This window comes from Empedobacter sedimenti, assembly GCF_030005555.1.
GTDB classification, from domain to species: Bacteria; Bacteroidota; Bacteroidia; order Flavobacteriales; family Weeksellaceae; genus Empedobacter; species Empedobacter sedimenti.
Genome location: NZ_JASCQG010000003.1, coordinates 171,509 through 186,071 on the forward strand (window position 1 = coordinate 171,509; position 14,563 = coordinate 186,071).

The 14,563-nt window shown below is 31.7% G+C and carries 16 protein-coding genes and 6 tRNA genes; 8 read left to right on the forward strand and 14 right to left on the reverse strand.

Features of this window, described 5'->3' with window-relative positions; genetic code table 11:
• Positions 1-40 precede the first annotated feature (40 nt).
• Positions 41-1,666: a dicarboxylate/amino acid:cation symporter gene (locus QHG34_RS04605; protein ID WP_407080899.1), complete on the forward strand. Its 1,626-nt coding sequence runs from the start codon at positions 41-43 to the stop codon at positions 1,664-1,666.
• 66 nt (positions 1,667-1,732) lie between these two features.
• Here the strand turns inward: QHG34_RS04605 and QHG34_RS04610 are convergent, their stop codons facing one another.
• Together QHG34_RS04610 and QHG34_RS04615 are read right to left on the reverse strand one after the other, a co-directional pair.
• Positions 1,733-2,050: a GNAT family N-acetyltransferase gene (locus QHG34_RS04610; RefSeq protein ID WP_282629017.1), complete on the reverse strand. Its 318-nt coding sequence runs from the start codon at positions 2,048-2,050 to the stop codon at positions 1,733-1,735.
• Positions 2,051-2,149: 99 nt separating this feature from the next.
• Positions 2,150-3,277, reverse strand: a complete 1,128-nt coding sequence (locus QHG34_RS04615) for a metallophosphoesterase (protein ID WP_320416881.1) — start codon at positions 3,275-3,277, stop codon at positions 2,150-2,152.
• A gap of 265 nt (positions 3,278-3,542) precedes the next feature.
• Between QHG34_RS04615 and QHG34_RS04620 the strand changes: the two genes are divergently transcribed.
• Positions 3,543-4,787, forward strand: coding sequence for a GTP-binding protein (locus QHG34_RS04620; RefSeq protein ID WP_282629022.1), 1,245 nt, complete (start codon positions 3,543-3,545; stop codon positions 4,785-4,787).
• Positions 4,788-4,832: 45 nt separating this feature from the next.
• Here the strand turns inward: QHG34_RS04620 and QHG34_RS04625 are convergent, their stop codons facing one another.
• From QHG34_RS04625 to QHG34_RS04645, 5 genes are all read right to left on the reverse strand, one after another.
• Positions 4,833-5,840 carry a cytochrome d ubiquinol oxidase subunit II gene (locus tag QHG34_RS04625; protein WP_282629023.1) on the reverse strand — a complete coding sequence of 336 codons (1,008 nt, stop codon included), beginning with the start codon at positions 5,838-5,840 and terminating at the stop codon, positions 4,833-4,835.
• 2 nt (positions 5,841-5,842) lie between these two features.
• The gene (locus QHG34_RS04630; RefSeq protein ID WP_282629024.1) at positions 5,843-7,180 is read right to left on the reverse strand and encodes a cytochrome ubiquinol oxidase subunit I; all 1,338 of its coding nucleotides are present in this window, start codon (positions 7,178-7,180) and stop codon (positions 5,843-5,845) included.
• Between the two features lie 94 nt (positions 7,181-7,274).
• On the reverse strand, positions 7,275-8,276 hold the full coding sequence (locus QHG34_RS04635; RefSeq protein WP_282629025.1) for an acyl-ACP desaturase: 1,002 nt from the start codon (positions 8,274-8,276) through the stop codon (positions 7,275-7,277).
• A gap of 9 nt (positions 8,277-8,285) precedes the next feature.
• Positions 8,286-9,020 (reverse strand): lysophospholipid acyltransferase family protein, encoded by a 735-nt coding sequence (locus QHG34_RS04640; protein WP_282629129.1) that lies wholly within the window; start codon positions 9,018-9,020, stop codon positions 8,286-8,288.
• Positions 9,021-9,083: 63 nt separating this feature from the next.
• Positions 9,084-9,485: a hypothetical protein gene (locus tag QHG34_RS04645; RefSeq protein WP_282629026.1), complete on the reverse strand. Its 402-nt coding sequence runs from the start codon at positions 9,483-9,485 to the stop codon at positions 9,084-9,086.
• Between the two features lie 122 nt (positions 9,486-9,607).
• Between QHG34_RS04645 and QHG34_RS04650 the strand changes: the two genes are divergently transcribed.
• Positions 9,608-9,859: a hypothetical protein gene (locus QHG34_RS04650; RefSeq protein ID WP_282629027.1), complete on the forward strand. Its 252-nt coding sequence runs from the start codon at positions 9,608-9,610 to the stop codon at positions 9,857-9,859.
• 458 nt (positions 9,860-10,317) lie between these two features.
• On the opposite strand, the gene QHG34_RS04655 is transcribed toward QHG34_RS04650, so the two are convergent.
• The 6 genes from QHG34_RS04655 to QHG34_RS04680 form a co-directional block, all read right to left on the reverse strand.
• Positions 10,318-10,391 (reverse strand) — tRNA-Arg (locus QHG34_RS04655).
• Positions 10,392-10,418: 27 nt separating this feature from the next.
• Positions 10,419-10,493 (reverse strand) — tRNA-Pro (locus tag QHG34_RS04660).
• A gap of 27 nt (positions 10,494-10,520) precedes the next feature.
• A tRNA-Ser gene (locus QHG34_RS04665) sits at positions 10,521-10,604 on the reverse strand.
• A gap of 41 nt (positions 10,605-10,645) precedes the next feature.
• A tRNA-Arg gene (locus QHG34_RS04670) sits at positions 10,646-10,719 on the reverse strand.
• A 27-nt stretch (positions 10,720-10,746) separates the two neighbouring features.
• Positions 10,747-10,821: transfer RNA gene (locus tag QHG34_RS04675), tRNA-Pro, on the reverse strand.
• A gap of 42 nt (positions 10,822-10,863) precedes the next feature.
• Positions 10,864-10,947: transfer RNA gene (locus tag QHG34_RS04680), tRNA-Ser, on the reverse strand.
• 146 nt (positions 10,948-11,093) lie between these two features.
• Between QHG34_RS04680 and QHG34_RS04685 the strand changes: the two genes are divergently transcribed.
• The 5 genes from QHG34_RS04685 to QHG34_RS04705 are packed head-to-tail and all read left to right on the forward strand — an operon-like array spanning position 11,094 to position 13,753.
• Complete coding sequence (locus QHG34_RS04685) at positions 11,094-11,996, forward strand: N-acetylmuramoyl-L-alanine amidase (RefSeq protein WP_282629028.1); 903 nt, start codon at positions 11,094-11,096, stop codon at positions 11,994-11,996.
• 57 nt (positions 11,997-12,053) lie between these two features.
• Positions 12,054-12,524, forward strand: a complete 471-nt coding sequence (locus QHG34_RS04690; protein WP_282629029.1) for a hypothetical protein — start codon at positions 12,054-12,056, stop codon at positions 12,522-12,524.
• A gap of 26 nt (positions 12,525-12,550) precedes the next feature.
• On the forward strand, positions 12,551-12,925 hold the full coding sequence (locus QHG34_RS04695) for a VOC family protein (RefSeq protein WP_282629030.1): 375 nt from the start codon (positions 12,551-12,553) through the stop codon (positions 12,923-12,925).
• A gap of 4 nt (positions 12,926-12,929) precedes the next feature.
• Positions 12,930-13,175 (forward strand): hypothetical protein, encoded by a 246-nt coding sequence (locus QHG34_RS04700; protein ID WP_282629031.1) that lies wholly within the window; start codon positions 12,930-12,932, stop codon positions 13,173-13,175.
• Between the two features lie 5 nt (positions 13,176-13,180).
• The gene (locus tag QHG34_RS04705; RefSeq protein WP_282629032.1) at positions 13,181-13,753 is read left to right on the forward strand and encodes a pentapeptide repeat-containing protein; all 573 of its coding nucleotides are present in this window, start codon (positions 13,181-13,183) and stop codon (positions 13,751-13,753) included.
• A gap of 13 nt (positions 13,754-13,766) precedes the next feature.
• On the opposite strand, the gene QHG34_RS04710 is transcribed toward QHG34_RS04705, so the two are convergent.
• A complete protein-coding gene (locus QHG34_RS04710; protein WP_282629033.1) occupies positions 13,767-14,501 on the reverse strand; it encodes an MBL fold metallo-hydrolase in 735 nt (244 codons plus the stop codon).
• Positions 14,502-14,563: the final 62 nt, after the last annotated feature.

The window sequence follows — 14,563 nt, forward strand, 5'->3', positions numbered from 1 at the left end:
GCTAAAAAATAGTAGTTTTGGAAAAGTTTAAAATCGCATAATGAAAAACAATAAACTTTTTATAGCTATTATTATTGCACTTCTTGTCGGGGTTGTGCTTGGAGGATACATCAATTTATTTGGTCGTGGACAATCTATTAGAATAGATACTAAAACAATAGAAAACAGTAATCCTATTGAAGAAGTAAGCTATGTCACTACTGATAATGTAAAAAGAGTGCAAAAAGTCTATATCTATAAAGATTATAATGATCAGAAAAAGTTAGATTCTATTCAAAAAGTATATAAAAATCAGGATATTGTTTTTGTACCTCAAAATGATGAAAAAGCTTACTTTTTTCCAAATGCTATTAAAAAACTAGATGTTAGTATTAAAAGTTTAGATGATAAATCTCCTAAAGCTAAAAAAATTAATGCTAAAAACAGCTCTGATAAAGCAAAAAATGATAAAATAACTGGAAGAACTGTTAATGATAGAGCTATTGCAATTAGAAATATTACCTCTTTCTCTGAAAATATCAAACTTCTTGGTACTGTTTTTATTCGTCTTATTCAGATGATTATCGCGCCTTTAGTTTTTTCAACATTAGTAGTTGGTATTGCTAAAATGGGTGATATGAAGATGGTTGGACGCGTTGGTGGGCGCGCAATGGGTTGGTTTATAACTGCCTCACTTACATCGTTAGTAATTGGTGCTATTGTAGTAAACGTAATGAAACCTGGTGAAGGTGTTAACATAGAAATGGACGCTAGTTCTGCCCAAGATTTATTAAAAGGTCAAGCTTCTCTTACGTTAGAGCATTTCATTACTCATATGATTCCTAAATCTGTTTTCGAATCGTTTGCAACAAATGAAATCTTACAAATTGTTGTTTTCTCTATCTTTTTTGGTGTTGCCATGGCAGCTTACGGAAAAGAAGGAGAAATGATTACAAAAGCATTAGACAAAATTTCGCATATCGTTTTAATCATGGTTGGGTATGTAATGTGGACTGCGCCATTAGGTGTTTTAGGAACTATTTCTGCCGCAATTGCAACTTACGGATTCGGAATTTTTGCATTATATCTAAAATACTTAGTTGCCTTTGTAATTGGTATTCTGTTACTTTGGTTGGTTTTATGTATCGTTGGATATTTTATTTTAGGAAACCGATTATTCGATTTATTAAGACATATCAAAGCGCCTTTATTAATTGCGTTCTCTACAACTTCTTCAGAAGCTGTTTTCCCAAAATTAGTTGAAGAATTAGAGAAATTTGGTGCACAAAAGAAAATTATTTCTTTCACATTACCACTCGGATATTCATTTAATTTAGATGGATCGATGATGTATATGACGTTTGCATCATTATTTATTGCGCAGGTTTATGGTATTCATATGCCAATCGAGAAACAAGTTTTGATGTTATTAGTCTTAATGTTAACTTCAAAAGGTGTTGCAGGTGTACCAAGAGCTTCTTTAATTGTAGTTGTAGCAACTTGTTCTATGTTTGGAATTCCACCAGAAGGAATCGCCTTAATTTTACCAATCGACCATTTCTGTGATATGGCTCGTTCTATGACAAATGTACTTGGAAATGCTTTATCTACAGTTGCTGTAGACAAATGGGAAGGTCACGTTGCAGTTGAACAAACGTATACTCACGAAGAAGATCATAAAGCGTAATAGCTTTTTAAATAAACAGAAAAAGCGACCAATGGTCGCTTTTCTTATTTCTCCCTTTTTATTTAATTATAAATCTTTGTATTTCGGAAACTTTGGATTAACGATTCTTTTCCATTCTGGATGTTTTTTGATATAAGCAAAAACATATGGACAATACGGAAACAATGAATTATGATTCTCCTCCAAATAAACCAATGTTTTCTCTACCAAAGCTGGCGCTACGCCTTTCCCTGCTAATTCTTCAGGAACTTCGGTATGTATTAATTTAATTACATCATCTTCTTGTTTGTAATCAATAAATGCAATATGTCCATCAACATTTAATTCAAAGCGAGAAGTTTTTTCATTTTTAATCACTTCTAGTGGGATTAATTCTTCATTCATAATCTAAGTTTTTATTTAAACAAAATTCGCGAAATGTTTCATTAATAAAATTGATGTACATCAAAAAAGCAACCAAAAATTTGATTGCTTTTATTTATTTTAAACTTGTTTACTTTTCAACTCTATTACTGTAATCTCTGGCCAAATACCTACTCTACCTGGATAAAAATGATAACCAAAACCACGGTTAACATTAATTATTTTTCCTTCAAAATCATAAAAACCTGCCCACTGCGGATATACATATTGTGCAGGACTCCATCGCAAACCAATTTTCGGAACTTCAATTCCCAATTGCATTCCGTGTGTATGACCAGACAAAGTTAAGTCATAATGTTTTGGATCAGATTTTACTATCTCGTTCCAATGTGAAGGATCGTGAGACATCAAAATCTTAAAATCAGAAAATTTTACATTTCGAGAAGCTACATCTAAATCTCCCAATTTTTTAAAACGAGTTCCCCAATTTTGTACACCAACTAAAGCAATTCGTTCTCCATCTTTTGTGATGATTCTATTCTCATTTAATAATAATCGCATTCCAATTTTAGGAAAAATAGCTTTAATTTTCTCGAAGTTTTCTTGTTTTTCTTCTTCTGATTTCCAATCCGAATATTCTCCGTAATCATGATTCCCTAAAACAGCAAAATTTCCGTGAGGCGCCTGTTTTATTTTCGAAAAAACATCGTACCATTTGTCCATTTCCCAATGAAAATTATTCACAATATCTCCTGTAAATAACAAAACATCAAACTCTTGTTGATTAATCAAGTCAATAGCTTCTTCTATTTTTTTCTTATTATCTAAACTTCCTGAATGAATATCCGTAATATGTAAAATCTTAAATCCATCAAACGATTTTGGTAAACGTTCGTAAGCCAATTTTTTCTTGATGACTTTATAGTTATATTTCCCAACTGTCATTCCATAGATCAAACTAAAAAATGGTATAGAAGCTACTGTTAGTCCTGAAATCATCACAAACTTTCTACGAGATGGTAAATAAATATTCTCTGCTACTTGACGATTTGTAGCACGATTAAACAGCCAACCAAATCCTCTAAAAATATCTTGAATAAGAAAAAAGATAAATAAAATAAGTCGCGGAAAACCAAACAACATAAACAAGCCTGTTGCCCACATTGTGGTTTGCGTTTGACCTACGTTACGATCAAAAAAGATTAAGTTATAACCAAAATTACCCAAAACAAGAAGCCACAAAAGCATATTTCCGAAAAGGAAATACTTGTTTAGAAAGAATTTTTTAAAGTTAAAATATAGGTAAACTTCAAGTAAAATTGAAATAATAATTAGCGTGATAACACTATTGATAAACATTGAGTAATTAGATTTTAAACAAAAATAAAACAATTCTTAACATAGCATACTTTTAATCAAATTCTTAACAGAATATTATAAATTATATAGATAATTGTACCTTATTTTTCTTTTTAGAATAACGTAACTTTGTCTACATTTTTAAGCATATATTATGAAAAATAGACTACCTGTAACGGTACTTTCTGGATTTCTTGGAAGCGGTAAAACAACACTTCTTAATCATATATTACACAACAAAAAAGGACTAAAAGTAGCCGTAATCGTAAACGATATGGGCGCAGTAAATATTGACGCTCAAATGGTTTCTCGCGAAAATAATTTGATTCAGACAGATGAAAAATTAGTCGAATTGAGCAATGGTTGCGTTTGTTGTGAATTGCGAGAGGATTTGATTGTAGAAATTGAAAAATTAGCTAAATCAGAAAAATACGATTATTTAGTTATTGAAAGTTCTGGTATTTCTGATCCAGGTCCTATTGCGCAATCATTGGATTTTGTTTCGCCAGATGGTAAAATTGATTTGCCAAAAGTTGCGCGTTTAGATACGTTGGTAACTGTAGTTGACGCTTATAATTTCTTCAAAAATTTAGGAACTGATGAAGATGTTTTTGATCGTGGTTTTACAGAAAATAGAGAAGATAATCGTCCGATTGTGAATCTTTTAATCGATCAAATTGAATTTTCGAATGTGATTATTTTGAATAAAATGGATTTGGTTGAAGAAGAAACGTTGATGAATATTGAAGCGTTTGTGACAAAATTAAATCCTTCTGCTAAAATAATTCCTGCAAGTTTTTCTCACGTTGAATTAACTGAAATTTTAAATACTAATCTCTTCGATTTTGAGAAAATTCAGGATATGGATGCTTGGATAAAATTATTAGAAGAGCAAGAAAAAGAGGTACATCACCATCATCATCACGACCATGATCACGAATGTGGCGCGCATTGTACACACGAACATCACAATCATTTAGAAGAAAAATATGGAATGACTTCTTTTGTTTACAGACAAAAGGTTCCGTTTCATGCAGAACGTTTTTTAACGTATTTAAATGATGATTTCCCTGCTACTATTTACCGTTCAAAAGGTTTATTTTGGTTAGCAAATCGTCCTGATGAAGCTATTTTCTTGAGTCAAGCTGGAGGAAGTATCCGAATTGATCCAGCTGGAGCATGGTGGTGCTCGATGCCATATGACGAAAGAATTCAGTTTGCAGCATATCAATTTAATCAAAAAACGATTGATGCAAAATGGTCGAAAGAATGGGGAGATCGAATGATAGAACTTGTTTTTATTGGACAAGGTTTGGATAAAGAAAAAGTTACACAAGAGTTAAATTCTTGTTTGCTAAATGAGCAAGAAATTGCAGAATGGCAAGCAAAACATAATTAAAATAAAAAACCACTTCGGAAATGAAGTGGTTTTATTTTTTAAAATCTATATTTTTTGTCTTTTATTAAAAGCATACATTAAATAGAAAAAGAAGGGTAAAATAAATATTGAACCCAATAACAATGCCCAAGCTAACATATCTATAGTGCTTTCTGCGCCAATATCATCCATCAAAGATAAAGTTGAACCATCTTTGAAAAGAACTAAGTTAGGGAAATGAGAATATGATGCTGCAAATAAAATCATGATAACGATTAATGCTCCATATACCTTTGTCAATTGATCTTTTCCTTTATTTAAATCTACAATTAATAATATGATAGAAATTGTAGCTAAAGCAACAGCTATGTAACCATAAATTTGATCTGTAATCCAATCAAATAATGGAACACCTTGCCAAAAAGAGACTGCAAAAACAAGTCCTCCTGCTACAAAAATAGAGGCTGTATAATATTTTGCATTTTTGCGTAATCTTACTTTATCTTCTTCATTCGTTGTAGATTGAATTGAATAAACCGCTGCCAAAAAAGCACACATCGTAATTGTAAATATACCGACTGAAACATTAAACCAACTTAGCCAAGAAAATACATAAGCATCCATAAAGTTGGTTGCGTTATCATCAATACTACCAGAAACGATAGAACCTGCGATTATACCTAAAAATAAAGGCGTTATAACACTTGAATATGTAAAAATAACGGCATACAATTTATGCCACTCGTCTTTTATTACATCATAATTTCTGAAAGTAAAGGAAGTACCGCGAGCAATAATTCCTAAAAGCATCAAAACTAAAGGAATATGGAGATAATTGGAAACTTCGGCATAAATCTTAGGAAAACCTACAAACAAGATTACAATCGAAATAATCAACCACATATGATTGGCTTCCCATATTGGACCAATCGAATTATACATAATTTTACGTGTTCTTTCTTTGAAATCTTTCTTCGAAAATAGTTCGACAATACCAGCTCCGAAATCGGCTCCACCCAAAATTAAATACAAGCAAGTCGAAACCCACAAAAATGCTGTTACTACGTAAATCATACTTAATGTTTTTCTGGTTTATAATTAGGATCTTCTGGATCGTAAAGTTTTGCGACCATTTGTATCTGGCGATTCATTAAGAACACCAAAATGATCGATAAAGTAATGAAAACGAACGTAAAAATGTAAAACGAATACTGAATTCCTGGCATTGGTGTTACAGAGTCTACTGTTCGCATTATTCCGTAAATAATCCATGGTTGACGACCAACTTCTGTCACCGTCCAACCTGCTTCTAAAGCGATATAACCAAAAGGCGTTGCAATCATAAACAATTTATAAAACCAGCGCTTTGTTCGCCAATCTTTCTTAAAAAATTGTGCAATCAAGAAAATGACAGCAATTCCCATCATCAACATTCCAAAAGTAATCATAATCTGAAAAGCATAATGAACAATTGCTACAGGAGGCCATTCGTCTTTCGGGAATTCCTCTAAACCTTTTACTTCTTTGTTAAAGTCAGAATGCACCAAAAAACTTAACACACCTGGAACTTTTATTGCATATTTTATTTCTTCTTTTTCTTCGTTTACAATTCCACCTAAAACAAACGGAGCACTTTCTTCAGTTTTGAAATGTGCTTCCATTGCAGCTAATTTTATTGGTTGACGTTCTGCAACATCTTTCGCTGAAATATCACCACTTAAAGGCGCTAATAATGCGGCAGAAATAGCTAAAACAGAACTAATTTTGAATGCTTCACGATGAAAATTTACATTCTTACCTTTCAAGATTAAGTAAGCATGTAAACCCGCAACGGCAAATCCTGTTGCACAAAAAGCTGCAATCGTCATATGTAAAGCTTGTGAGAACCATGCATCATTGAACATCGCTTTTATAGGATCAATGTTTAAATATTCTCCATTTACAAAATCAAAACCTGACGGAGAATTCATCCAAGCGTTAGCTGCAACTACCAAAATACCCGAAGCTAATCCACTAATCCCAACAATTACACCACAAAACCAATGAAACCATTTATTGAATTTATCCCAACCGTATAGAAAAAATCCTAAAGCAATTGCTTCAATAAAAAAAGCAGTTCCTTCTAACGAAAATGGCATTCCGAAAATTGGTCCTGCATGTTCCATAAATTTAGGAAACAATAACCCTAACTCAAACGAAAGCATAGTCCCTGAAACAGCTCCTGTGGCAAAAAGAATAGCAACACCTTTGCTCCAAGCTTTGGTTAATCCTTTGTAAATTTCATTTTTCGTTTTGAGATATTTGTAATGAGCAATTGCCATCATAAATGGCATCACCATCCCAACACACGAAAAAACGATGTGAAAGGCTAACGACATTGCCATTTGACTACGAGCAGCAATAAAATCGTCCATATGAAGTATTTTTTTAATTTCTTTGTTAAAGTTAATGAATAAAAAAAGGCAATTCGTTATAGAATTACCTTAATTTTTTATGACTTTAATTAGATTACTTTGCTGTCGCGGGAACTAACCATTTGAATTGTGGTCCTGATTCTGGAATTACAATACGTTGTGAAATACGTTCCATTCTATCAGGGAATTTCATAATAAAATCTCTTGCTTTTTCGGCTTCTTCATTCAATCCAGAAATTTTATCTATTTGCCAAGCATCGATCAATTTACGCATAATATCAACATAATCATGTGCTGTATACACACCTATTCGTTGTGCTGCATCAGAAAAAGAATCAAATAAAGTTCCTCTATCTTCTCCAGAAGCGCGTAAGAAATGAGCTGGCATTACGATTTTAAGTTTGAACATGTATTGAACTGCTTTCATCATTTCTGATGGATCTGCTTCAAAAATACGACGAACAAACTCTGTATAAGCCAAATGATGACGCATTTCGTCTCCTGCAATAATCTTACACATACGTGATAATTTTTTTGCTCCAAACTGCTTAGCAATGGCAGATACATTATTGTGCGATACGTAAGTAGCTAACTCCTGAAAACTTGTATAAACAAAGTTTTTGTAAGGATCATGCGCCGTTCCTATATCAAAACCATCGTTAATTAAATGTTGAGTAGAAACTTCTACTTCTCTCATATTAATACGACCAGATAAGTATAAAAATTTATTTAAGACATCTCCGTGACGATTTTCCTCACCTGTCCAATGACGAATCCATTTTGCCCATCCATTCTCTAGGTAATTACCTTCTTCATCAACTACACCATCCATCTGCATCAACCACGATTCGTAGGTTGGCAAGGCTTCTTCGGTAATAGTATCTCCAATCAATGTAATCCAGAAATCATCTGGTAAATCTTTCGAAAGCTCTTGCAATTCTTTAATTTCTTCAAAGAATGAATCACTTTGCGAGTTAGGTAAAAAATCAGTTGGTTGCCAAATTTTATCAGCTGGAACTAAGAATTTATCCATATAAGCATCAATATCTTTCTCAAGAAATTGCATTACTTCCAGACGAACATTTTTTATTGACATATAATTATTTTATGCGGTTATACTACTTTTTACGGTTTGCTCTGCAAGCTCGAATATTTCATCAAACTTATAGTCACTCACTTTTAAGGGTTTATGATATTGTATCGTTACTTTAGCACCTAAATACATCGGAAACTTACCCCATTTCTCTATTTCCCACGTATTGTTAAGCGTAACTGGAACAACATATGCATCTTTAGCGTATTTTGTCAAAACTTTCAATCCATTTTCTTTGAAAGATTTCGGAACACCATTTTTGCTTCTTGTACCTTCTGGAAAAATAATTGCTGAATAATTATTTTTCTGAATGTATTGTGCTAGTTTTTTAATTTCCTCTATTGCTTGTTTTCCGTTTTTACGATCGATTAATGCTGATCCTCCATGTGTTAGATTGTACGATACACTCGGAATTCCTTTTCCTAATTCTATTTTCGAAATAAACTTTGGATGATAATCAGCCAAATCATACTCTAACGGAGAAATATCATACATACTTTGATGATTACTCACAAAAATTAATGGTACATTTTTTTTCAAATTCTCTCGCCCTTTATATGTGTAAGTTGTCCCTAAAAATTTTGTCCAAAAAACCAAAAGACCATTCATCACTTTTACACTTTGATGATGAGCAGAATAACCTCCCAAATTGTAACACAACCATTGCACTACGTGCATTACCAACAACGTTAATCCATAAAAAATATAAAAGATTATAGATAACGGATAACTTAAAACTTTCTTCAACATTAGAAATTTAGACAAATTTAATAAAAAATTATGCTTAGCATAATAAATTTTAATTGATGTTTATTTAGCTAGATTCAAAGTTAGCTTTTCTTGATGAGCTTCATCGTAAAAAGTAATTTGATTTGTAGAATTTACTTTATAATATGCAGTTTTTTGTAAATTTTGCATCAAATTTTGAGGAATTTCGCAATCAACATTCACTTGTTTTAAATGATTAAAAATTATAGCTTGATTTACTTTTGTATAATCAGCTGTAATAATTCCGCAATCCGTTTTCAACACCATTTTTTTTGTTGTATCCTCAAAAACAAGGTAATTTGAACTCTGATTAACAGACCACTTTCCGGACAAATCGTTAATTTCTGTAACAGTAGTTTTAGGATACGAAACCGTTTTTACTGGTAAACAACTTGTTACCAAAAAAACAGAACCGAGACAAAGAGTTTGTACAATATATTTCACGTGGTTTTTACTTTAAAACGAAGTTAAAATAATTTAAGTTATTATAATTCAATTTTAATAAAACTTACTGATAAATTAAAAGTTGAATAGAAACTCATTAAATTTGTCATAATTATTATACTATGGCAAACACAAAGAAAGGAGAAGTTTTTACAGACACAAATAACATAAAAAAAGTAAAAATAGAACGTAAACCAAGTTTTCCGAAAATTTATATTTTGACTGATGATTGTCAATTCGTGGAAGATGGTTTGTACGAATTAGATTTTTTTGAAACGCCTAATGTAACCAATTTCAAATCTGAACTAAATCCAACTATTCCTGCAATTAACTTTAAGCAATTAAGTGAGAAAGGGAGAGAAAATTTAGTATAAGTTCTAAAAACTTCCTCCGAAATTAGCACCTTCAAATAGTTTTACGATTCCAAAAAAAGGAATAAAACTTAAAAGTAATACAAGATATAACATCCAATTTTTATAGTTAAAAATAATGGATAGCACTGAAAAAAGTGGACATAAAATAAAGGACGCAAACCCTGTATAAGCTATAAAATCAAGTAAAAAAAATTGACTTCTTGCTATTTCGGTTCCATCGATACTAAACATAACAACAAAACAGATAAAGAAGAAAATTGTCAATCCTAAAAATATTCTTGACATTTTGATTTTGGTAGGCTGATTCATACAATTTATTTAAATAAAAATAAGTGAACTTTACTGAAAGAAACTCAATGAAAATAGTGATTTAAAGTTTTGCTTAAAATTTGATCGTATTAAAACAGAAATAAACAAAAAACCCACACTGATAATCAGTGTGGGTTTTCTTTAGATTGTGATCCAGTCAGGATTCGAACCTGAGACCTACTGCTTAGAAGGCAGTTGCTCTATCCAGCTGAGCTACTGGACCAATCCAAAATTTTATTACTAAAATTCGTCGGGGTGGCAGGATTCGAACCTGCGACCTCCTGCTCCCAAAGCAGGCGCGATGACCGGGCTACGCTACACCCCGATTTGGTCATTCATTATTCAAAAAAAGCGGAGAGACAGGGACTCGAACCCTGGCATCGGTTTCCCGATGACAGATTAGCAATCTGCTCCATTACCGCTCTGGCACCTCTCCTAAATTCTTTTGAATTGTACGTTTATCTTTACAAGATTTTGTGATCCAGTCAGGATTCGAACCTGAGACCTACTGCTTAGAAGGCAGTTGCTCTATCCAGCTGAGCTACTGGACCAATCCAAAATTTTATTACTAAAATTCGTCGGGGTGGCAGGATTCGAACCTGCGACCTCCTGCTCCCAAAGCAGGCGCGATGACCGGGCTACGCTACACCCCGAAAATTAGTCTTGTAAAAAATAAATATTTAAATGAACTACTGCGGAGAGACAGGGACTCGAACCCTGGCATCGGTTTCCCGATGACAGATTAGCAATCTGCTCCATTACCGCTCTGGCACCTCTCCTTCTTTACTTTCTATAACCGAGATTACTTCTGTAAAGCGGATGCAAATATAGAATGAGTTTTATTGCAAAACAAGTCTTTTTTGAAAAAAAATTAAATTTTTTGGCTTAATTTTGGCTACTTTAAAGACTATTTAGAACTAAAAGAATGAATGTTAAAGGATTAGTATTTTCAGGAATTTCTTGTTTTTTTATTTTGACAAGTTGTGCAACCAATAAACCGTTACCAAAAACAATAACAAAGGTTATTCGTGACACTGTCATCATCAACTCAAAAACAGAGCAACCTGAAATGACACGCGCAGCAAAGTTAGAACATTACAAAGTTACAACCGATTATTATCCGTCAGTTTCGCAGGACGAACGTGTACGCTTTTTGGTATTGCATTATACAGCAATCAATACAGAGTTATCGTTAAAGGTTTTAACTCAAAAAGATGTAAGTTCTCATTATTTGATAAATGATTATGATGATAAACAAATCAATTTATTGGTTGACGAAACAAAACGTGCTTGGCATGCTGGTATAAGTAAATGGAAAGGTTTAGATAATTTAAATTTCTCTTCTATTGGTATCGAAATTGTTAATCTTGGTAACAGTGGTGGTGTTTATCAACCTTATCCTGATTATCAAATCAAAAAAGTAGGTGAATTAGCACGAGATATTGTAAATCGTTATAATATTCAACCTTTCAATGTGGTTGGTCATGCTGATATTGCACCAGGTCGAAAACCAGATCCAGGACCACTTTTTCCATGGAAAAAATTATACACAGATTATGGTGTTGGTGCTTGGTACGAGGAAACTGACAAATACTTGTTAATGCAACAATATCCTTGGGATACGATGAGTTCTGTGTTTATAACTGATGTACAAAACGACCTAAAAAAATATGGATATGATGTACCAAGCAATGGTATGATTGATGCACAAACCAAAAATGCAATTATTGCTTTTCAGATGCATTTCCGTCCTGAAAAATATGATGGTGTAGTAGATTCAGAAACTTGGGCTATTTTGAAAGCCTTAAATAAAAAATACAATCCATAAATATCAATTTATAATGTAATTTTAAGCTCCTTTTTTGGAGCTTTTTTTATGAAAAATATGACGATTATTTATATTAAAAATTATTATTTTGAAGAACTGAAACTATTGATTCAGAGTTTCTTTAATCTAAACTATTCTCAAAACGATGAATTAGAGTGTACTATTTTCATGAAAAATTCGAGAACATATCTTCTACAATTCAATCAAAATCTTACAAATAAAAATATAATTGATTGGATAAGTTATTTAAAAATTAATTCTCTTGATAAAAATAGAGAAGTTATCATCGAAGCTTATTCTGAAATAGAAAACCTTCAACATTATTTTTATTATTCTAACGATAAAATTTTCGTCATCAATGAAGAAAGTATTCTTTACAAAGTTGTAGAAAATGGTGATTTTGAAGAAATAGAGACTAATGGAATCACTTTTAAAACAAACGAAATTCCTACTCAAAAACTTCATTTATTAGAAGTTATCAAACATCAAATCCCTAAAAAAATGTGGTGGAAATTCTGGAAAAATTAGACTAATTTTAACAACAAATATTAACTATGGCTTTTAAAAGTTTACGTCCAATTATTTGGACAAAAGATTTACAGAAAACAACAAAATTTTATAAAAAATTAGGATTCAAAATTGCTGATCAAAACGAAGACTGGATTTGGGCTTGTTTACAAAAAGATGATGTAGAAATTATGTTAGCTTATCCAAATGACTCAGCAGAGTTTAAACAAGCTGCCTTTACAGGATCATTTTATTTTGTAGTTGACAACATAGATGAATTGTGGAGTCAGTTGAAAAATGAATGCGAAGTTGTTTATGAAATTGAATCTTTTGAGTGGGATATGAGAGAATTTGCTATATATGACAATAATGGTTATATACTACAATTTGGACAAGAAATTAAAGTAACTTTTGAAGATTAATTCCTTGAAAAAAACAATTTATTACATTATTCTTGGCTTAATAATTTGTGTAATTCCATTTCTATTTTATTTCATTATCGACACCATGTTGAGTATAAAAAATGAAACGGATGGAATTGAAACATGTATTTCTAAGTTAACAGGAAAAAATCTTTGCTCGCAAATTGATCAACTAAAAGTTGGTATATATATCGACTTGATTGTGATGGTTATTTGGTTAGCATTGAAAAATTTTATCGTTAAAAAATAATTTTTATGGACTCAAATTATCATTTTGAAGAAGAAATTCAACAAATCGATTTCACTATTAATCCCTTTGAAAGAGGAGATTACGAAAGTTGTAAATTTGAAAATTGTAACTTTAATGAAATTGATCTAAGCGAATCAAAATTCATTGATTGCGAATTTATTGATTGTAATTTGAGTCTTGTAAAATTAGACGAAACGGCATTTCAGCAAGTTATGTTTAAGAATTGTAAAATGATTGGGTTTAACCTTGAAACATGTAATCAATTTGCTTTAAACGTAACTTTTGAAAATTGCGTACTAAATGATTCTTCGTTTTATCAACTTCCTTTGAAACGTACTAAATTTGTACAATGCTCGTTGCAAAATGTCGAATTTTCTTACGCAGATTTATCCAATTCTTTTTTTGACGAATGTAATTTCTCGAACGCTATTTTTGATCAAACTGACTTAAAACAAGCAAATCTTAAAACTTCTTTCCATTTCAAGATTAATCCAAACGAAAATCAAATAAAAGGTGCTACATTTTCTAAAGAAAATTTAGAAGGTTTAGTTTCAAGTTTTGGAATTAAGGTCTTATAAGCTGTCAAAACAATTAAAATTGTTTTGTATCAGTACGCTTTCCGTGATAAAAAAGAATGTTCCAATGTTCTTCTTTCGCTTGTTGTTCCCAGCGTAAACGATCTTCCATTGCTTTAACGCCATCAACATCATTTTTGAAAGCTGCATGATACTTAAAGTAGTTTAATTGAGGTAAATTATCAGCACCATAAAATGTAGTTTCTCCGTCTTCTTTTATCCAAAATACCTGCTGAAACGGAACATGTCCTCCCGTTACTTCTAATTGAATATTCTCAGAAATTTGACCAAAATTTTCATTATTCATCCAAACAATATTTTTGAATGATTTTAATTTTTCTAATCGTTCGTAATTGTACGAATTATTTGTTTGAGCAATTGCATAATCATATTCGCGTTGTTGAATATAGATTTCTGCTTCAGGAAAATTACATACAAACTGCTCTCCTACCCATGTTCCAATTCCATTAATATGATCTTTATGTAAATGAGAAATCAAAACTTTCGTGATTTGACTTGGTTCGATATGATGTTCGCGTAACTTTCTTAGAATATTTGGTTCGCAATCTACCTCACTACCATAACCACAATCAATCAATATATTATCCGTTTTAGTTTGGATCAAAAAAGGACGAACAATCAAATTATATCCATCAATTGGTCGTTTAGCTTCAATATCATCACTTAGATAATGAAAATCTTTTTTTGTATCTACATAATAAACTCCTTCTAACAACGGAATAACCTTCATCTTAATAAATTTTAGCAAAGTTACTTCTTATAAATTGTTTACAATAAAAAAGGCTTCCAAAA